The sequence below is a fragment of the Microbacterium sp. E-13 genome, assembly GCF_049912955.1.
In the GTDB taxonomy this organism is placed as follows: Bacteria; Actinomycetota; Actinomycetes; order Actinomycetales; family Microbacteriaceae; genus Microbacterium.
On sequence record NZ_CP183973.1, the window covers coordinates 2,656,097 to 2,674,244 of the forward strand.

The following is an 18,148-nucleotide window of genomic DNA, read 5'->3' on the forward strand; positions in this document are numbered from 1 at the left end:
GTGTATGATGGCCGTGGAGACAAATTACTTCGCCGTTGAAGAAAGTGAGACAAGGGTGTGGCAGCCGACGGATGAGTTAGCGCAAGCAGTCGCACTCGAAGTGCTGCTGCACGGACCGCTTGGCCGATCCGAGCTCGCCCGGCGACTCGATCTGGCACCCGCAACGCTTACTCGCATCAGCACCGAGCTCATCAACACCGGCCTGCTCGTCGACGCACCGCACGCCACCCGGCGCGGCGCAGGACGCCCGTCGATACCGCTTGACGTGGTTGCGGACGCACACCACTTCCTCGGCGTAAAACTCTCGGGCGAGCAGATCGCCGGCGCCATCACTGACCTGCGCGCCGACGTGATCGACTATAGGGAGGAGCCGTTGGACTCCCGCGACCCTACGGCTGTCACCAGCCAGATCGTCCGTGTCAGCCGCCGTGCCGCAGCTGCTTACCCGATCGACGCCGTTGGCATCGGTCTCGGCGGCGTCGTCGACTCGGATGGGAACGTCAGCAGCGCACCATTCCTGCAATGGACCGACGTGCCCATTGCCACGCTCGTGGAAGCCGAGCTGGGCATCCCGACCTTTGCCGCAAACGACCTGGCTGCCTTCACCGAAGCACAGCACTGGTTCGGTGCGGGTACCGGCCATGCCAACTTCGCCACCCTCACGCTCGGCGTGGGGGTCGGGTTCGGATGCGTCGCAAACGGAAAGCTGCTCGCCAACGCCGACTCCGGGGTCGGCCTGGTCGGCCACTGGCCCCTCGACCCGCTCGGGCCCCTGTGCAAGCGAGGCCACCGGGGATGCGCTGAGGCCATGCTGACAGTCCCGGCCATCGAACGGGATGTGTCAACGGCGCTCGGTCGAGACGTGCAATGGGAGGAAGTCCTCGACCTGGCAGTCGCCGGGGAGCCAGCCGCCACACGCATCCTCGATGCGTCGGGGCGCGCGCTCGGGGCCTTGATTGCGGCCGTCGCCAACCTCACCGCGCCCGACCTTGTGCTCGTCGGCGGTGAGGGAGTCGGGTTGGCAGCTGTGGCCAGCGATGCCGTCGCGCATGGCGTCCGCGAGAATCGCGATCCTCGCGCAGCGCCCGTCCGCGTCGAACTCGTCTCGGGCGACAACGAAAGCTGGTGCCGCGGGGCCGCCGTCATCGCAATCCAGGGCTTCGTACGGAACCGAAGCGGCCGAGCGCTCCAGCCGTAGTCGTCGTGCGAACCCGGCCACGTGCCCGGAGGGTGAACGTCGTCCGAAAGCCCGTCAGCCAGTCACGGTCGCGTCAAGAACGACTCCACCTTCGACGGGTCGCGCTCCGCAACGTCGGAGATGATGCGCTCCGCTTCGGCCATCACTTCCGAATCGAGCGTGACGCCTGCTGCCCTGACGTTGTCGCGCAGCTGCTCCGGACGCGACGCACCGACGATAGCCGCCGACACATTCGGGTTCTGCAGCACCCAGGCGACCGAGAACGCCGCCATGGAAAGCCCGGCTGCTTCGGCGAGCGGACGCAGTTCCTGCACCCGCTGGAGCACGGCCGGCTGCAGGTAGCGGTGGTCGCTCTTGAGGGAGCCATCGTCGGACCGGAATCGCGAGGCATCGGGCGCGGTCGAGCCCGGCCGGTATTTGCCGGTCAGCACGCCTTGGGCAAGTGGGGACCAGACGATCTGGCCCAGGCCGAGCTGCTCACTCAAAGGAACGATCTCAGGTTCGATGACCCGCCACAGCAGGTTGTACTGGGGCTGATTCGACACCAGCTGAATGCCGAGCTCCGTGGCCAGCGCGACACCCGCCCGGATCTCCTCGACGGTCCACTCAGAGACGCCGATGTAGTGCGCTTTTCCTGCGCGGACGATGTCTGCGAGCGCATGCATCGTCTCTTCGAGGGGTGTCTCGTAGTCATACCGGTGCGCCTGGTAGACATCGACATACTCTGTCCGCAGTCGACGCAGTGACCCGTTGATCGACTCCATCAGGTGCTTGCGGGAAAGACCGCGATCGTTCTTGCCCTTCCCGTTGGGAAAGTACGCCTTGGTGAAGATCTCGACGCTCTCCCTCCGTTCGCCCTGCAACGCCACACCCAGGGCCGACTCCGCGCGGGTTGCGGCGTAGACGTCGGCCGTGTCGAACGTCGTGATGCCAAGATCCAGGGCGGTGCGCACGCATTCGGTCGCGGCGTCCTGATCGATCTGCTCACCATGCGTGACCCAGTTGCCATACGCGATCTCGCTCACGTACAGGCCGGACCTACCCAGCTTGCGGTACTCCATGGTCTTCCTCTCTGGTCGGTCTCAGGGGCGGAGAGCTCTGTCCGACCCACTATCGCGGGCGTCCTTTCCTGTGCGAGTCCGGGGCCCCCGTTCGGTCGTTCTCGCGGACCATGAGGACGTTGCCGTCGGGATCGGTGAAGGTGAACCAGTGCCCGTGCTGTATCGAGCTCACGTCGGAGCCGCCGACCGATTTCACGTGGTCGCGAGCACGCTCCGCGTCGTCTGCGTTGAAATGAAACAGCGGGGTGGAGCGACGCTCGCCGCTGCGGTGGATCCTGCTGTCCAGCACCAGGTTGCTCGAGCCGCCCAGTGGAAATACCGCGAGATGTTCAAGCAGTATGTCCGGCGCTCTCGGCGGTTCAAGGAGTTTGACATACCAGTCACGCGCGGACTCGATGTCGCGGACCGGCACGAAGATTGCACCGATCGAGGCGTGCACCGCCGATCCCGACGAGGTCCTCGTGTGTTCACCCATGCACGGCCTTCCTTTCTTTGGAGGTCCAATGGTTCGCGTCTACTGAATTCAGGGGGCGGAGAGCTCGCGGATGGTGAGGTCCCGGAAGACCGCTGTCGTGCCGCGGGCACGGAGTCGGATGCCGTCATCCCCCGCGAGAGGGAAGACGCGGTGCGATTGCGCGCTCCGACCGTTGTCGACGAAGAGCTCGACGCTTGTCCGATCGACGAGCAAGCGGATCGTTACGCGCCCCGTTGACGGATCGAAGGGCGCGTGCGTGCGGCCTCGCGTCGGATTGAATGTCCGCGTCCGGTCCAGGTAGGCGCAGGGACCGGACAGGTCCAGGCCAGCCGCGACGAAGCGTGAGCCTCCCTCGGCACGACACAGGTCGAAGCCGAGGTCGACAGGGTGATCGGGTGCCTCGGGGTCCCACTCGATCGCACAGGTGAGGTCGTACGCGGCTGCGCGGATGTCAAGGTCGAGATGACCCGCGACCTCCAGATCGCCGAGATCATGAACACGGGTGGTGTACTCCGGCAATGCAGCCGTGGGGGTCGAAGCCAGCGCGTATCCGCCACGCTCACGCACTAGTCGGAGGTCCCGCACGATCATGTCGTCGCCGTTGTAGCCGTCAGCTACGACAGTCGGAGTGTTGTGGGGGTAGTCCCAGAAATTCGCCCAGCCGATGGCGTGACGAAGGGAGGGGTCTACCTCGCCGGAAGGAGCGTGGTGCGAGTACGTGACGGCGCCATAGAAGTCGAAGCCCCAATCGAGCCATCGCGGCTCCTGGCTGTCGGGAACGAAGCCGCTGCCGTCGAAGGTGCCCGTCCAGTAGGCGTAGGTTGCCGGGAGGCCGCGATGCTTCGCGTTGGCGCTGACCCCGAGAACCCAGTGGGACGATCCGTCTTCGGCGGTCATCTCGAAGATGTCCGGGCACTCCAACAGACCCAGATCGTCGCGGGCGAACTGGCCCACCCGCCACCAGGTGGTGAGGTTGCCCGAGGCGTAGAAGCCGAGTCGATCGCCCTCCGCGAGGGCCATGAACCACCGTTCCCGGATGTTATCCCAGATCACCTTCGGGTCGCGGAAGTCCGTGATGTCCGCATCCGCCAGCACCGGGTCGTCCCCGCCCGGCCGAAAGGACCGGCCGCCGTCGGTGGAGTACCACAGGTACTGCGCCTGACGTCCTTCGGGCACTCTGTCGACCGAGGCCTGGGTGACGAGGGCGATCACGGCACCGGCGCCGTACCCGGCGGTGTTGTGCGTGTCGATGACGAGCGAGCCAGACCAGCAGTCGCCGTTGCCGTTGGTGAACTTCTCGATGGCGACGCCCTGATCGATGAAGGTCACGTGATCGCGCGTCGTGGCACGACGCCACGAGGTGCCGATGCCGCCGGAGAGGTAGTCGCGGTTGTAGAGGTAGTAGTAGTGGTACTCGCCGTGGAGGAAGATGGGCCGCTGGGGGTCGTTCTTCCAGTTGTCGGGGACGCTGAAGTGGTACCGGGGACGCATGCTGGGCACGATCGACGCTTTCATCCGGCGATTGCGCCCGGCTCAGCGGCTCCCCGCGCGACGCTGTGCATGGTCCACGCGCGCACCTCGGCACGCACACCTATACCGGACAGGCGGATCCCGAGAGCATCCTCTCGAGTGGGATAGACGCGGGCAGTGAGGGGCACTCCGCCTGCGAAGACCTCGAGCGCGGAGTGGTCCATGAGGATCCGCACGTCCAGGCTCCCGTCGGGGTGCATGGGCACGTCTCCCCCGCGCGGACCGGCGTCGACCGCGGGGTCCAGGCTCGACCGCGTGCGGTCGAGCGTCAGCTGGGCCCGATCGCCGCGCCGCTGCAGGTGCAGCACCGTGGCCTCGGCGTCGTCGTCGGTGGCCCGAAGTGAGATCGTGACGGCACCATCGTCGGGAATCGTCAGTCGCAGTTCCAGATCGAGCTCGTCCCCCCGGAGTACCTCCAGCGGCTCGGCGCTCAGCACCGATGAGAAGGAGACGAGCTGCTCGTCGCGAAGCGCGTCGACCTCGGGAGCCGGCGCCTGGTGGACGGACCCATCCGGCTCGGCCGTCACCACGCGCGGCAGCGACATCACGCCCGACCACCCCGCTGCGACAGCGGCGCTGTCGGATCGCCCCTCCTGCATCCAGCCGAACATGATGCGCCTGCCCGACTCGTCGCGCATGGACTGCGGGGCGTAGAAATAGCGTCCGCCCAGATCGAGGCGATGCAGCGCGGCAGGCGTGAACCGGTCGTCTTCGTATCTGCCTGACCAGTACAGCGGGTGGTGCGTGACACCGTCGTCCCACGCCGAGAACACGAGGATGTCGCGGTGCGCGGCGTCGTCCCCCCCGATCCGGAACAGGTCGACGCACTCCCACATGGTGCCGGTCCAGTCCGCAGCGCCCGCATCGCCGACGGCGCCGTCGCCGACCAGCAGCGGCCCCACATAGGCCCACTCGCGCAGGTCGGTGGACTCGTAGAGAAGCGCCGTCCCTCCCCGGCCGCGGATGCCGGAGCCGATCAGCTGCCGCCAGGTCTCACCCTCGCGCCACACGCAGTGGTCCCGGAACGCGGTGACCTCGAGATCGGCAGGTGGCGCCGCGATCACCGGGTTCTCGGCGACCTTCGTCCATTCGACGAGGTCGGGGGAACCGGTCGCCACGCACGGCAGCTCACTCTCACCGTGTCGGCCGGAATACACGATGGTGGGTGTGTCGCCGTCGTACACGAGCACGCCCGACCAGCATCCGTCGACGTCGGGGCCGTCACTGGGGGTCAGCGCGATCGGCAGGTCGCGCCAGTGCACCAGGTCGGTGCTGACGGCGTGGCCCCAGTGGATGCGGTGGTGCAGCGGCGCGTAGGGGTTGAACTGGTAGAAGAGGTGGTACTCGCCGTCTCGCTGGGTGAGACCGTTGGGGTCGTTGAGCCATCCCGCCGGCGCGGTGAAATGGTAGGCCGGGCGATGCGGATCGGTCGCGGCGCGCGCGATCAGCTCTTCGGGAACGAGTGTGGATGTGGATGTCGCGGTCATGCGGCAGGGCTTTCTTCGAGGGCGTCGGTGAGTTCGAGTGCGGTGCCGGGAGCATCGGATGGCGGGGCGTACCGCCCGCAGCGCACCCAGTGCTCCGGCGCCCCTGCGATGGTGTGGAACACCGCCCGCTCGGACGAGCACGCAGCGTCGGAACGTCGCTCGAACGGGCACGACGCTGGGTGCAGGACCTCCTGCCGCAGCTGCGCCCGCTCCACCGGGTCGAAGCTTCCGCGTCGACGGGGATCGGGAACCGCGGAGATCAGAAGGCGGGTGTACGGATGCTGCGGATCGGCCAGCAGCGCCATCGACTCGCCGCCCTCGACGAACTCGCCGGCGAACATCACCACGATCCGGTCGGCGAGGTACCGTGCCGATGCCAGGTCATGCGTGATGTACAGCATCGAGATGCCCTGCTGCTCGCACAGGGACCTCATGAGGTTGAGGACGCCGATACGCACCGAGACGTCGAGCATGGAGGTGGGTTCGTCGGCGAGGATGAGTCGAGGGTTCACGGCCAGTGCCCGCGCGATCGCGATGCGCTGCCGCTGCCCGCCCGACAGCTCGTGCGGGTAACGGTCCAGCAGCTCCGCCGGCAGGTCGACCTTCTCCATGAGCCGGCGCTTGGCGCGCTCGAGCTCGCCCCGGCCGGAGACCGCGTCGTGCAGCCGCAGCGGCCGCTCAAGGAAATGGCTGATGCGGTGCACCGGATTCAGCGAGCCGAACGGGTCCTGGAAGATCATCTGCACGGCCGAGCGGTACTCGCGGCTCGCGCGCCGGGGCTCCGTCTTGAGGATGTCCTTGCCCTCGAACAGGAAGGTGCCGCCCGAGGGCTGCTCGAGTCTTGCAAGGCACCGGGCGAGAGTCGACTTGCCGCTGCCGGATTCACCGACGAGGGCTACGACCTCGCCCGGTGCGATGTCCAGGTCGACGCCGCCGAGCGCGCGCACGCGTCCGCGGGAGAGCGTCCCACCGGTCGCGAACGTCTTCTCCAGGCCGCGAACGGACATCACGGGCGTTTGTTGCGTGGTCATCGGATCGCCTCCGTCAGGGGTGCATCGCCGGCGGTCGGAGCCACCCAGTGGCCGGGACCGACGGCCACGAGGTCGGGGATGTCGTGGAAGCGCACTCCTTCGCCCAGCCCGTTGAGGCGGGTACGCGGCCCGCTCATCGGCGGGAACGCGTTCATGAGGGCGCGCGTGTAGGGATGGCTCGGCCGGACGAAGATCTCCTGCGCGGCGGCGGTTTCGACGAACCTCCCGGCGTACATGACCGCCATGCGGTCCGAGAGCTCGACCATCAGCGACATGTCATGCGTGATGAAGAGGATCGCGAAGCCGAGCTCCTGCTGCAGATCTTTGATCTGGGCCATGATCTCCTGCTGCACGACGACGTCGAGGGCGGTCGTGGGCTCGTCCATGATGAGAAGCGGCGGTCGCAAGGCCGTCGCCATCGCGATGACGACACGTTGCCGCATCCCGCCGGACAGCTGATGCGGGTACGACCTGAGACGGTCGCGAGGAATCCCGACGAGGTCGAGCAGCTCCGCCGCGCGTTCCAGCGCGTTCCTCTTCGATGCCCTTTCGTGCGTCGTGAAGATATCGGCGATCTGGTCGCCGATGGTCATCACGGGGTTGAGCGAGTTCATCGCGCTCTGGAAGACCATCGCCACCTGGCGCCACCGGAACTCGCGCAACTCGTCAGCCGAGAGCGCCAGCACGTCGGTTCCGGCGAAGCGGATGGAGCCCCCGGAGATGACCGCGGGGTCGCGCAGCAGCCGCAGGATCGCGTTCGCGATCGTCGACTTGCCACACCCGGACTCGCCGGCCAGGCCGAAGACCTCCCGCTCGGCGATGGAGAACGAGACCCGGTCGACCGCGCGCACCGTCCTCGCATCGGTCACGTACTCGACAGACAGGTCGTCGACCTCGAGCAGCGGAGCGGTCATCGCGCCGCCTCCTTCCGCGTTCGCGCAGCGACACGTGTCGGTGCATCGGGAGTGGTGCGGCGACGGGGGCGGCGCAGGCGCGGGTTGGTGGTCTCGTCGACGCCGTAGTTGACCAGCGCGAGCGCGAAGGCCACCAGGGCGATGCACACGCCCGGAGGCACGAAGACCCACCACGCGCCGGTGAGGAGGGCGCCGTCGTTACTCGCCCAGTAGAGGTTCGTACCCCAGCTGACGGTGCTGATGTCGCCGAGACCCAGGAACTCGAGTCCCGCCTGTGCCCCGATGCCGAAGATCACGCAGGCGAGGAACGTGCTCATGACGATCGATGCCATGTTGGGCAGCATCTCGCGGAACATGATGCGGATGCCGCTCTCGCCCGTGACCTGGGCGGCGGCGACGAAATCCTTGCCGCGGATCGACATCGCCTGCGAGCGCAGCACGCGGGCGGAGCCCGCCCAGCCGGTGACGACCAGTACCAGGATGACGGTGCCGACGCCCTGCGGCAGGAATGCGGCCAGGATGACGAGCAGCGGCAGCCCCGGGAGCAGCAGGAACACGTTGGTCACCAGCGACAGGATGTTGTCGACGGTGCGGCCGAGATACGCGGAGGCGAGCCCGACGAGCAGCCCGACGAAGCTGGCGGCGATGCCGACCGTGAACCCGACGAAGAGCGAGGATCGCGCGCCCCACACGTTGAGGGCGAAGACGTCCTGTCCCTTTGCCGTCGTGCCCAGCCAGTGCTCGGCGGACGGCGGCTGCGAGCCGATGCCCTGGATCAGCGTGGGGTCGCCGGGAGCGATGACCGGGGCGAAGATCGCCATGAGTGCGAACAGCACCAGCAAGACGATGCCGGTGAGCGCCTTGGCGTTGCCCAGAAGTCCGCGGAGGAGCCCTCCACCGCCGCGCCTGCGACGAGGCGGTTGCGGCGCGGCGACCGGCTGGCCATCGGGACCGGGAGGCGAGCCGAGGTCCAGCTCGGCCATGACGCGAGGATCTTGCGCGAGTGACACGTCGCACCCTCCTTTCAGCTCACGCGTACGCGCGGGTCCAGGCGCACGTACACGATGTCGACGAGGAAGTTGGCGATCAGCACAGCCGTGGTGATCGTGAGGAAGAGCCCTTGCATGAGGGGGTAATCGAGGTTCTGCACCGCGGCGAGCAGCGTGTAGCCGACGCCCGGGTAGGCGAAGACGACCTCGGTCAGCAGCGCGCCGCCGACGACGAAGCCGAGCGACATGCCGAATGCGGTGACCGACGGCAGCAGCGCGTTGCGCGCCGCGTACTGCATCATGACGCGGTTCGGGCGCAGGCCCTTGGCCTCGGCCATGACGATGTAGTCCTCGGCGTTCGTGGCGATCATCGTGTTGCGCATGCCGAGCATCCAGCCGCCGATCGACACGAGCACGATGGAAGCGGCGGGCAGGATCAGGTGGTAGGCGACGTCGCTGATGAAGGCGAGGGAGAACTCAGGCACCGTGCCCACCTCGTAGGCGTGACGGACCGGGAACCACTGGAGCGTGACTCCGAAGAGGTAGAGCATCCCCATCGCGAGCCAGAAGTACGGAAACGAGCCGATGAAGATCAGCAGGGGCGGCACGAAAGAGTCGAGGACGCCGCCGCGGCGCCACGCCGCGAGGATGCCGAGAACGTTGCCGATGACGACGGCGACGATCAGCGACACGAAGCCGAGCAGCAGGGTCCATCCGAGCACGCTCGAGATGACGTCGATCACCGGCGTCGGGAAGCGCGAGATCGAGAATCCCAGGTTTCCCGAGAAGACCTGGCCCAGGTAGCGCAGGTACTGCTCCCACAGCGGGGCGTCGCTGAGGCCGAAGGACTCTCTGAGCGCCTCGATCTGATCAGGACGGATCTCGCCCTGAAGGCGGGCGACCATCCGGGAAACGGGGTCGCCCGGCATGAAGCGCGGAAGGAAGAAGTTGAGGGTGATCGACACCCAGAACGCAACGAGATAGAACCCGAAGCGCCGCAGCATGTAGCCCATGATGTGTCTCCTCGGTCATCCCGCTGCGCCGCGTCGGCGACGCAGCGGGACGACCGGATCGGTCAGTCGGCGACGACCGGCTCGAGCGTGGTGAGGATGAGCACCGCGGTGCGCGCAAGAATCGCACCCAGGGGAGCGTACGGATCATCCTCGGTGGGCCAGCCCGTGAACCGCGCGGTGCTCGCGGCGCCGAACTGCGGCCCGGGGAACAGTGGCACAGCCGGGGCGACATCGGCGAACAGCGCCTGCAACTCGTTCATGACCGACTGCTGCTGGGCGGGATCCGCGGTCGCCGCGAACTGCGCGAGGAGAACGTCGGCCTCCGTGCTGCCGAAGCGGTGGTAGTTGTCGAACGTCTGCTCGCCGACGGGCTTCACCGTCTCGGTCGACATCACGCCTCGGTAGTACTGGTACGGCGTCGGGGCGTTCTGGCTCCACACGATGCCCGAGTCGAACGTGCCGTTCTCGTAGCCGGCGACGACGTCGCCCCAGTCCTTCGCCGCGACCGTGACGGTCACCCCGAGCTCGGCGAGGTTCTGCGAGATGACGTTGCCGACCGACACCCAGTCGCTCGAGGTCGAGCCGACCGAGAAGTCGAATGCGAAGGGCGACCCGTCGGGCAGGACGCGCTTTCCGTCTGAGCCGAGGGTGATGCCCGCAGCATCCAGCAGCTCTCCGGCACCCTCGAGGTCGCGCTCGGTCCAGGTGCACGAATCGACGAGGGCCTCGTCGCGCCAGCTGTCGTACGAGCCGGAAAGGCCCGTGCAGTCAGCGGGGTGCGTGTACCCCTGCATGCCGATCTCGGTCACCTGCTCGCGGTCGACCGCCATCGACAGCGCCTTGCGCACGTTCGCATCGTCGAACGGAGCCTTGGTGGTGTTGAACTGCCAGTTGATCATCGCCCCGGTCGTCGGGAACCAGTAGAACCGGTGCTCGGGGTCCTTCGCCACGTAGGCCTCGTCGATGTTCGGGATGAACTGCGGCGCCCAGTCGACATCGCCGTTGGCGGCGGCGAGGTTGGCGCCGTCGTTGCCCGCGAACGCCAGCATCCGGATGCCCTCGATCTTCTGCTTCTCGGGCTGCCAGTAGTTCGGGTTCTTGCCCAGGTCGAACGACTGCGCCTGGAAGTTGGTCACCTCGGTGTAGGGACCGGTCCCGACCGGTTCCTCGTTGGCGAACTTCGTCGGGTCGTCGACGTCGTTCCAGATGTGCGCCGGCGCGATGACCTGCTGACCGATGTCGAGCAGCGCGGGCGAGAAGGGCTGGTTGAAGTCGAACTGCACCGTGAGCGGGTCGACTGCGGTGACCGACTCGATGTAGTCGAACCCGCCACGAACCTCGCGCTGCAGGTCGAACGTCAGCACCACGTCGTCGGCGACGAGCGGTTCACCGTCGGACCACTTCACCCCCTCCCGCAAGTGGTACGTGATGCCCGTGCTGTCGGGCGCCACCTCCCACTCCGTCGCCAGCCACGGGGTGGTGGACCCGTCGGCGGGGTTGTAGATGAGCATCGACTCATATATCGCCTCCTGGGTCATCGGGAAGTCAGGGTTCGCGAACGGGTTGAAGTTGCGGTCGAAGGTCCCCATGTCTTCGCGCGGGATGGTCAGCAGCTGGCTGCCGTCCAGCTCGGTCGAGGGCTGCTCCCCTCCCGCGCTGCAACCCGACAGCAGGAGCGCTCCTGCCGTCGCGATGGCCGTGAGAACGGCCATTCCTCTTCTGTGAAGTGCCATGATTGGTGCTGTTCCTTTCTTCTCTTCCGCGTTGAAGCCGAAGGTTGATGCTCGTCGAGGGATGTCCAGTCACACCGACGAGCGTTCGAGGAGCGGGCAGTCGACCGTCGCGACGGTTGTGACGGTCGACTCTCCCGCCGTGATTGCGGCGAGAGTGTTCACGCCGATTGCCCCCATCTGTTCGAAGGGCAGCGCAACCGTCGTCAAGCTCGGCCTCAGGTAGCGCGCGATGAGCTCCTGATTGTCGAAGCCGATGACGGCGACGTCGTGGGGGATGCGCATGCCGCGTTCCTTGATCGCGTCATATGCACCCATGGCCATCCGATCGTTGGCGCAGAAGATCGCGGTCGGCGGCTCAGCAAGGTCCAGCAGCTCTTCGGCGGCCGCGAACCCGCTGTCGGCAGTGGCATGACCGGTGATCTCCAGCCCTTGCTCGGGGGTGATGCCCGCATCCTCGAGGGCGGCGAGGTAGCCTTCGCGGCGGCCGATCGCCGCCGGGATCCCGGGGTCGAGGTTGATGAACCCGATTCGCCGGTGACCGGCGCTCAGCAGGCGTCCGGTAGCCCGATAGCCTCCCGCGCGCTCGTCGGGAACGACCGCCGGAAAACGGCCCTCGATGTCGAAGCAGTTCACCAGGACCGTCGGCACTTCGCGTGCGATCTCGGGCACGGTGACTGGGCGATGCCATGTCGCAGCGTAGATGAGGCCCTCCACCCGCTGCTCCAGCAAGCGCTCGATGGCGGCGGTCTCGGCCGCGGGGTCGGATTCGGTCGAGGCGATCAGCAGATACTTGTCGTCGGCCATCGCCCGGTCCTGAGCGCCCTTGATGACATCGACGGCGAACGGTGCGGTGACGATCTCGGTCACCAGTCCGTACCAGTCGCTGCGCTGCTGCGCGAGCGCTCTCGCACCGGCGTTCGGCCGATAGCCGAGCTCTGCGGCCGCCCTCAGTACGCGCTCGCGGGTGTCTGAAGCGAGCGTGACGTCGAAACGGTCGTTCAGCACGATCGAGACGGCCGTCCGCGAGACGCCGGCGTGATGAGCCACGTCTTTCATCGTCGCGGCGCGAACCCGCGGAGTCGTCTTCGACATATGCCTTCATTTCGATCAAACTAACTCGCGTTAGTTCCGACAGATGTAGATGCTAACGCGAGTGAGCCGAGGTGTCAATCAGAACACCCAGCGGCGGCGGAACCTGCCGGGGACGACTCCCCGGCAGGCCCGCAGTCACCTATCCGAGGGGTCGGTCGGAGAAGGTGACGTGATCCACGTTGACGTGGCCCCAGCCGGTCGTGTTCTGATCGACGACCTCCAGTTGCACGCTCTGGCCGATGTAGTCCGCGACATCCCACGACTCCCGGTGCAGCCGCTCATCGTCGGTGCCTGTCACGGTGCGAACGACGACGCCGCCCACCTTGAGATTCACCGCGGTGGGCGCGTTGGTCTCACCGACCACGGCCGACGGCGTGTTCCCGAGCATGATCTGATCGACCATGATGTGGCCGAACGACGTCGACGTGGAGTTGTCGACGATCTCGAGTTGCGCGGTCTTGCCGCGCAGCGAATGCACGTCCCACGCGACGGTTCGAAGCGTCGCTGTGTCGTCACCGGTCGCGGTGAAGTAGACCTCACCGTCGATCACGAGCTGCACGGATGCGTTGCCGCTCGCCGGCCAGGGGAAGTCGCCACCGGCGAGCCTGAAGGTGAGGTAGTCACGCGTGATCGTGAACTCCGGCGACACGATCGTCCCTGTAGCCGCATCCCCTCCGTTCACGAACGTGTCGGCGACCTTGCTTCCCACTTGGTTGGTGAGGCTCGCAGCGCTCGGCCCTTGGCCGGCGAAGCTGCCCGTGGCCGTCCATCCGCTGCCCCAGCCGCTTCCCTCGAACCCGTTGAACAGATCCGATGGTGTCGGATGATTGCCACCTCCGACGAGGAAGCTCACATACGGGCTGGTCACCGTGAACGTCGGCGACGTGAGCGTGCCGGTCGACGTGTCACCGCCGAGATAGCTGTTGACAAGGCCAGTGCCCCGCCACCCGGTGACGGGCTGCTGAGCGGTGAGGGTCCCGGTTGCGGGCCCGGAGCCGAACGCGCTGCCGGTCGTCGTCCAGCTGTCGTAGCCGCTGTCGAAATCCTGGTATGGCGCGCCCGCCTCGGCTTGTCCTGTCACGTTTGCGAACTCCGTGATGGTCACATCGCCGAATGTCGCCGCCCCGCCCTGTGTGAACAGCTGGATGCCGGTGTCGGTGGGCTCGAGGTTGGATTTCATCGTCAGCGCCTGCTCGCCTCCGTTCACGAACACCTCCACGGTGGTGGTGTCCACGAGGATGGTGAGCTGCACGGAAGTGGCCCCAGGGTCATAGGGGGCGTGATTCTCCCGGTACATGGTCGGGTCGTTCGCGTCGACGTAGACGAAGTCGTCGAACTTGCCGACGGTGAAGTCGCGAGTGCCGTCCGGAGATCGCCGGAGCTTGATCGCCACATTGTCGAGATCAGACCACGACACGGTCGTATCGAGTCGATACGAGGTGCCGTGATAGTCCAGATCGGTCTGTCCATTCACCACGATATTGCCGAGGTCCCATGAGCGTGTCGCGTAGTCGTCGAGCGCTGCGATGGGTGTGGAGATGAGCCGATAGGTGCCGTCGGTCTCCTTCAGGGACAGTTCACGAGTGATCGCGTCGGTTCCGGTGAAGCCGTCGACCGTCCAGCTGCTGGCGGTGTTGGGGTGGGACCAGTAGTTCACCCAGCCTTTCAGGAATCGCTTGCTCTGATCGGTGGATGATTCGTCGGCATACGTGACGGCGGCGTAGAAGTCATCGCCGTAGTCGAGCCACTGAGGCACGGTGGTGTCGGGGGTGAAGGTGCTCCCATCCCAGTCGCCGGGCCAGTAGGCGAAGGTGTGCCTGTCGCCACCGGTGCTGGCGCCGACGACCCATTGGAGGGTGTTGTCGTCTGCGCGCATCTGGAAGAAGTCCGGGCACTCGGTGAACGTGATGCCGCTCGGGGCGGCGAAGAACGACTCGTACGTCCAGTTCTTCAGGTCGGATGACGTGTAGAAGCCGATGCCGCTCAACGGCTCGGCCACGAGGGCGACCCATTGGCTGTTCGCAGCGTCCCACTCGATCTTCGGGTCGCGGAACTCGTGAAGACCCGGACCCGGGTTCGCAATCGCGGGAGTCGTGGTCGAGTACGGCGTGAACGTGTCGCCGCCGTCCGTGGAGTAGTACACCCACTGGTCGGTGGCGTTGATGGGGCCCTCGTCGACCGAGACGAGCGCCACGAGCGCGCCCGCACCGAAGCCCGCCGTGTTGTTCGTGTCGATGACGATCGAGCCGGCCATCGGCGAACCGAAGGTCGTGTCTTCGGGAATGGCAATGCCCTCGTCCTTGAAGACGACTTGGTCGGTAGTGGTCGTATGACGCCAAGCCGTCTGGGTGGAAACGCCGTTGTAGTCGACGTCGTACAGGTAGTAATGGTGGTACTCCCCGTCGAGGTAGACAGGACGCAGTGGATCGTTCTTCCAGTGGTCGGGGACGGAGAAGTGGTACTGCGGGCGGTACTGCTCTGCATCCGGATTGTCGGCGTTGGCAGCTACGGGACTGATTCCCGCGCCGACCGCAGCCGTTGCCAGTGCTATGGCCGACGTGGCGATAGCGCGCGACTTCATTGTCATGCTTTGAGACTCCATTCATTAACGCGCGTTAGTAACGCGCGTTAATGTCTAGCGCAGGGGTGCGGAGGCCGCAAGAGAAGATGCGGATCAGGCGGAGTCGCGCTCGACGAGCCACCCCCGCATGGTTGAACCTTGGAAGGTTTCCATGTCGCCGTTGAGCGCCTCCACGGCCGCGGCGCCCATTTCTTCGAACGGGAGCGCAATGGTGGTGAGAGCGGGCCTCAGGTACGCGGCGACGATCTTCTGGTCGTCGTACCCGACGACGGCGACATCCTCCGGGATGCGCAGTCCCGCTTCTCGCACCGCATCGAAGGCGCCCATGGCCATGCGGTCGGTGCCGCAGAAGAGGGCGGTCGGCGGATTCTCCGCCTGAAGCATTCGCCGCGCCAGCTCGAAGCCGGCTCCCGCGTCGGCCGGGCCCGACAAGATGAGTGCGGGCTCGACGTCGATACCCGCTTCGCGAAGAGCGCGCTCATAGCCGCTGCGGCGCCCGGCCGAGGGGTACGGAGCTTCGAGGTTGACCAGCCCGATCCGCCGGTGACCGCCGTCGATCAGGCGTCGAGTGGCCGTGTATCCGCCGTGCTCCTCGTCAGGAAGGATCGACGGATAGCGCCCCTCGATGTCTTCACAGTGCACGAGCACGACGGGCACCTCCGCGGCCGCTTCCGGCAGCTTCACGCCGATATGACCCGCGGTGGCATAGATGAGGCCTTCGACGCGTCGCTCCAGGAGCATTTCGAGCATCGCCGTGTCCGCGGCGGAATCGGAGTCCAGGCTCACGATCAAGAGGACCTGTCCGCGCTCCCAGGCAGCCCTCTGGGCGCCGCTGATGATGCCGCCCGCAAAAGGGCTGCTGGCGATGTCCGTCACGAGCCCCAGGAGGTTCGTTCGGCTGGAGGCGAGCGAGCGGGCCGCCGCATGCGGTCGATAACCCAGCTCGGCAACCGCGTCCCAGACCCGGCGCTTGGTCTCCTCGGAGATTCTGATGTCACTCCGGTCGTTGATGACGAAGGAGACCGTGCTGCGACTGAGGCCGAGGTGTCGAGCGATGTCGTCCATTGACACGCGGCGTGAAAGCATCCTCAAGTGTTTCATGAACCCGTTCGACGGGGACCGACTCACGCACCGCGCCCGCACCACGGCCGGAGCTTCATCGTTGATCCAGATCCGCGGTTACATATATTAACCAGTGTATTATGATAAGTAACATGACTAGCGAGAATCAACGACTTCAACGCCCGGGCGGCAGTGCCCTCGCGTTCGACGTAGTCGGTAAGGGCCCGCTCGTGGTGTGCGTCCCGGGCATGGGTGAGCTGCGCTCAAGTTATCGTCACTTGATACCTCCACTCGTGGCCCGCGGATTTCGGGTTGCCAGTTTCGATCTTCGGGGCCACGGCGATAGCGATGCGGCCTTCACGGCGTATGACGACGACGCGCTCGCCGATGATCTGGTGGCCCTGCTCGAGACGCTCGGTGGCAAGGCCGTCGTGCTGGGAAGCTCCATGGGCGCTGCCGGTGCGACGTTGGTCGCTGCGCGGCGACCAGATCTGATTGCCGGGCTCGTGCTTATCGGCCCTTTCGTGCGGGAGACGGGGACCCCCATTCTGCGACTCCTGATCCGTCTTCTTCTCCTCCGCCCCTGGGGACCGGCAATGTGGAAGAGGTACTACCGATCACTCACCCCGACTGGCGGCCCGGTCGATTACGAGGAACACGCTGCCCTCGTGGCAGCCAGTCTTGCCCGTCCCGGACGTTGGCACGCGTTCCAGCGCACGGCAGGCACTTCCCACGCGGAGGCCGAAGCGGCGCTATCCGCGATCGCCGCGCCGGTGCTCATCGTCATGGGTGATGCGGACCGCGACTTTCCGAGTCCTGCTGGCGAAGCCGCCGCGATCGCGGAAGCGATCGGGAACCAGGCGAAGGTGGCGATGATCGCGCACGCCGGTCATTACCCGATGGCGGAGAGCGTCGACGAGACCCTGGCTGTCGTGCTTCCGTTCGTCGAGGAGGTGGCACTCCATGCCCTCTGAACGACTTTCACGCGCCGATTTCATCGCCGCCGCGGCCGACTTGGCCGACACCATCGGCTTCGATGCCCTCAGCTTGTCGCAGGTCGCGCGCGCCGTTGGAATCTCCACGCCCGGCGCATACAAGCACGTGGCGGACATCACGGATCTCCGGCGGGGGATCGCCAAGCAAACGCTTCGCGACGTCACTTCCCTCGTCCAGGATGTCGCGGCAGGCCGCAGCGGCGTGGATGCGCTCGTGGCCGTGGCGCTGACATTGTTGGAATGGGCGCGCAGTCACCCCGGACGGTATCTCGCCCTGCAGACCGTAGTGGACGAGGACGACGAGGAATACCGCGCCCTCAGCGCCGGCCTCGTCACGGCCGTGGCGGCCACCCTCCGCGCCTATCGACTCACCGACAGCGACGCCGTCGACGCGGTGCGGATGCTTCGTGCGCTCCTGCACGGCTTCATCATGATCGAGCTGGCGGGCGCCTTTCAGATGAACCGCGGTGTGGCGGACTCATTTCATCGCGCCGTGAACTCGCTTGACAGCGTCTTCCGAAGCTGGGAAACCGAATGACTTCCGTGGCGTTGACAATCGCGCTGGCCGTTCGGTTCGCACTCGAACTGGCGCTGATCGTCGCTGCCGCGGTCTGGGCGTGGAACGCGACAACGGGCTGGCTTCGGATGAGCGTCGTCCTGGTGCCCATCCTGGTCATCACGATCTGGATGCTGTTCCTCTCACCGAGCCCCGCGATCAGTGTCCCTGCAATTGTGCGCCTAGTGATGGAGGGGGCGCTGTTCCTCGGCATCGCAGTCGGACTGGCGCCCGTCGCGCTTCTCCCAGCCATTCTGCTCGCCACAATCTGGGCTCTGGATAAGACTGTGCTGCTCGTGCTCGGCAGTCCCTGACCTTCTCCCGCGCTTCGCGACGTCCGACGGCCTTGCCTTGCCCCCTGCCGCCCGCCCCGCGCACAGCGCTGAGAGGCTGCTGTCAACGCGTGTCTCGGAGGAGCTGCGCGACGGCTT

At 66.4% G+C, this 18,148-nt stretch carries 16 protein-coding genes; 4 read left to right on the top strand and 12 right to left on the bottom strand.

Annotated elements, in window-relative coordinates:
- The first annotated feature begins 4 nt into the window (after positions 1 to 4).
- Positions 5 to 1,198, top strand: coding sequence for an ROK family transcriptional regulator (locus tag ACN9MP_RS12215; protein WP_426320539.1), 1,194 nt, complete (start codon positions 5 to 7; stop codon positions 1,196 to 1,198).
- A 62-nt stretch (positions 1,199 to 1,260) separates the two neighbouring features.
- Here the strand turns inward: ACN9MP_RS12215 and ACN9MP_RS12220 are convergent, their stop codons facing one another.
- From ACN9MP_RS12220 to ACN9MP_RS12275, 12 genes are all read right to left on the bottom strand, one after another.
- Positions 1,261 to 2,259, bottom strand: a complete 999-nt coding sequence (locus tag ACN9MP_RS12220) for an aldo/keto reductase family protein (protein ID WP_426320541.1) — start codon at positions 2,257 to 2,259, stop codon at positions 1,261 to 1,263.
- A gap of 49 nt (positions 2,260 to 2,308) precedes the next feature.
- Positions 2,309 to 2,734 carry a VOC family protein gene (locus ACN9MP_RS12225; RefSeq protein WP_426320543.1) on the bottom strand — a complete coding sequence of 142 codons (426 nt, stop codon included), beginning with the start codon at positions 2,732 to 2,734 and terminating at the stop codon, positions 2,309 to 2,311.
- Between the two features lie 48 nt (positions 2,735 to 2,782).
- On the bottom strand, positions 2,783 to 4,225 hold the full coding sequence (locus tag ACN9MP_RS12230; protein ID WP_426326007.1) for a glycoside hydrolase family 32 protein: 1,443 nt from the start codon (positions 4,223 to 4,225) through the stop codon (positions 2,783 to 2,785).
- A 20-nt stretch (positions 4,226 to 4,245) separates the two neighbouring features.
- Positions 4,246 to 5,751, bottom strand: coding sequence for a glycoside hydrolase family 32 protein (locus tag ACN9MP_RS12235; protein ID WP_426320545.1), 1,506 nt, complete (start codon positions 5,749 to 5,751; stop codon positions 4,246 to 4,248).
- The gene (locus ACN9MP_RS12240; protein ID WP_426320546.1) at positions 5,748 to 6,782 is read right to left on the bottom strand and encodes an ATP-binding cassette domain-containing protein; all 1,035 of its coding nucleotides are present in this window, start codon (positions 6,780 to 6,782) and stop codon (positions 5,748 to 5,750) included. The genes ACN9MP_RS12235 and ACN9MP_RS12240 overlap by 4 nt, the downstream gene beginning before the upstream one ends.
- On the bottom strand, positions 6,779 to 7,696 hold the full coding sequence (locus ACN9MP_RS12245; protein WP_426320547.1) for an ABC transporter ATP-binding protein: 918 nt from the start codon (positions 7,694 to 7,696) through the stop codon (positions 6,779 to 6,781). The genes ACN9MP_RS12240 and ACN9MP_RS12245 overlap by 4 nt, the downstream gene beginning before the upstream one ends.
- The gene (locus tag ACN9MP_RS12250; protein ID WP_426320548.1) at positions 7,693 to 8,679 is read right to left on the bottom strand and encodes an ABC transporter permease; all 987 of its coding nucleotides are present in this window, start codon (positions 8,677 to 8,679) and stop codon (positions 7,693 to 7,695) included. The genes ACN9MP_RS12245 and ACN9MP_RS12250 overlap by 4 nt, the downstream gene beginning before the upstream one ends.
- A 41-nt stretch (positions 8,680 to 8,720) precedes the next feature.
- On the bottom strand, positions 8,721 to 9,698 hold the full coding sequence (locus ACN9MP_RS12255) for an ABC transporter permease (RefSeq protein ID WP_426320549.1): 978 nt from the start codon (positions 9,696 to 9,698) through the stop codon (positions 8,721 to 8,723).
- 62 nt (positions 9,699 to 9,760) lie between these two features.
- Complete coding sequence (locus ACN9MP_RS12260) at positions 9,761 to 11,410, bottom strand: ABC transporter substrate-binding protein (protein WP_426320550.1); 1,650 nt, start codon at positions 11,408 to 11,410, stop codon at positions 9,761 to 9,763.
- Between the two features lie 90 nt (positions 11,411 to 11,500).
- A complete protein-coding gene (locus tag ACN9MP_RS12265) occupies positions 11,501 to 12,487 on the bottom strand; it encodes a LacI family DNA-binding transcriptional regulator (protein WP_426326009.1) in 987 nt (328 codons plus the stop codon).
- Positions 12,488 to 12,662: 175 nt separating this feature from the next.
- Entirely contained in the window at positions 12,663 to 15,110 is a 2,448-nt protein-coding gene (locus tag ACN9MP_RS12270) for a glycoside hydrolase family 32 protein (RefSeq protein WP_426320551.1), read from the bottom strand.
- An 87-nt stretch (positions 15,111 to 15,197) separates the two neighbouring features.
- Complete coding sequence (locus ACN9MP_RS12275) at positions 15,198 to 16,250, bottom strand: LacI family DNA-binding transcriptional regulator (RefSeq protein WP_426320553.1); 1,053 nt, start codon at positions 16,248 to 16,250, stop codon at positions 15,198 to 15,200.
- Positions 16,251 to 16,318: 68 nt separating this feature from the next.
- On the opposite strand from ACN9MP_RS12275, the gene ACN9MP_RS12280 reads away from it, so the two are divergent.
- From ACN9MP_RS12280 to ACN9MP_RS12290, 3 genes are read left to right on the top strand one after another with little or no spacing between them, the layout of a single operon-like run.
- Positions 16,319 to 17,140, top strand: a complete 822-nt coding sequence (locus ACN9MP_RS12280; RefSeq protein ID WP_426320555.1) for an alpha/beta fold hydrolase — start codon at positions 16,319 to 16,321, stop codon at positions 17,138 to 17,140.
- The gene (locus tag ACN9MP_RS12285; RefSeq protein WP_426320557.1) at positions 17,130 to 17,699 is read left to right on the top strand and encodes a TetR/AcrR family transcriptional regulator; all 570 of its coding nucleotides are present in this window, start codon (positions 17,130 to 17,132) and stop codon (positions 17,697 to 17,699) included. Before ACN9MP_RS12280 ends, ACN9MP_RS12285 begins: the two co-directional genes overlap by 11 nt.
- On the top strand, positions 17,696 to 18,031 hold the full coding sequence (locus ACN9MP_RS12290; RefSeq protein WP_426320559.1) for a DUF2568 domain-containing protein: 336 nt from the start codon (positions 17,696 to 17,698) through the stop codon (positions 18,029 to 18,031). Before ACN9MP_RS12285 ends, ACN9MP_RS12290 begins: the two co-directional genes overlap by 4 nt.
- The last annotated feature ends 117 nt before the right edge of the window (positions 18,032 to 18,148 follow it).

What these genes read in the sequence shown, in the direction of transcription:
- ACN9MP_RS12215 (WP_426320539.1), top strand. Translation starts at nt 5, where the DNA reads ATGATGGCCGTGGAGACAAATTACTTCGCCGTTGAAGAAAGTGAGACA.
- ACN9MP_RS12220 (WP_426320541.1), bottom strand. Translation starts at nt 2,259, where the DNA reads ATGGAGTACCGCAAGCTGGGTAGGTCCGGCCTGTACGTGAGCGAGATC.
- ACN9MP_RS12225 (WP_426320543.1), bottom strand. Translation starts at nt 2,734, where the DNA reads ATGGGTGAACACACGAGGACCTCGTCGGGATCGGCGGTGCACGCCTCG.
- ACN9MP_RS12230 (WP_426326007.1), bottom strand. Translation starts at nt 4,225, where the DNA reads ATGCGTCCCCGGTACCACTTCAGCGTCCCCGACAACTGGAAGAACGAC.
- ACN9MP_RS12235 (WP_426320545.1), bottom strand. Translation starts at nt 5,751, where the DNA reads ATGACCGCGACATCCACATCCACACTCGTTCCCGAAGAGCTGATCGCG.
- ACN9MP_RS12240 (WP_426320546.1), bottom strand. Translation starts at nt 6,782, where the DNA reads ATGACCACGCAACAAACGCCCGTGATGTCCGTTCGCGGCCTGGAGAAG.
- ACN9MP_RS12245 (WP_426320547.1), bottom strand. Translation starts at nt 7,696, where the DNA reads ATGACCGCTCCGCTGCTCGAGGTCGACGACCTGTCTGTCGAGTACGTG.
- ACN9MP_RS12250 (WP_426320548.1), bottom strand. Translation starts at nt 8,679, where the DNA reads ATGGCCGAGCTGGACCTCGGCTCGCCTCCCGGTCCCGATGGCCAGCCG.
- ACN9MP_RS12255 (WP_426320549.1), bottom strand. Translation starts at nt 9,698, where the DNA reads ATGGGCTACATGCTGCGGCGCTTCGGGTTCTATCTCGTTGCGTTCTGG.
- ACN9MP_RS12260 (WP_426320550.1), bottom strand. Translation starts at nt 11,410, where the DNA reads ATGGCCGTTCTCACGGCCATCGCGACGGCAGGAGCGCTCCTGCTGTCG.
- ACN9MP_RS12265 (WP_426326009.1), bottom strand. Translation starts at nt 12,487, where the DNA reads ATGAAAGACGTGGCTCATCACGCCGGCGTCTCGCGGACGGCCGTCTCG.
- ACN9MP_RS12270 (WP_426320551.1), bottom strand. Translation starts at nt 15,110, where the DNA reads ATGACAATGAAGTCGCGCGCTATCGCCACGTCGGCCATAGCACTGGCA.
- ACN9MP_RS12280 (WP_426320555.1), top strand. Translation starts at nt 16,319, where the DNA reads ATGACTAGCGAGAATCAACGACTTCAACGCCCGGGCGGCAGTGCCCTC.
- ACN9MP_RS12285 (WP_426320557.1), top strand. Translation starts at nt 17,130, where the DNA reads ATGCCCTCTGAACGACTTTCACGCGCCGATTTCATCGCCGCCGCGGCC.
- ACN9MP_RS12290 (WP_426320559.1), top strand. Translation starts at nt 17,696, where the DNA reads ATGACTTCCGTGGCGTTGACAATCGCGCTGGCCGTTCGGTTCGCACTC.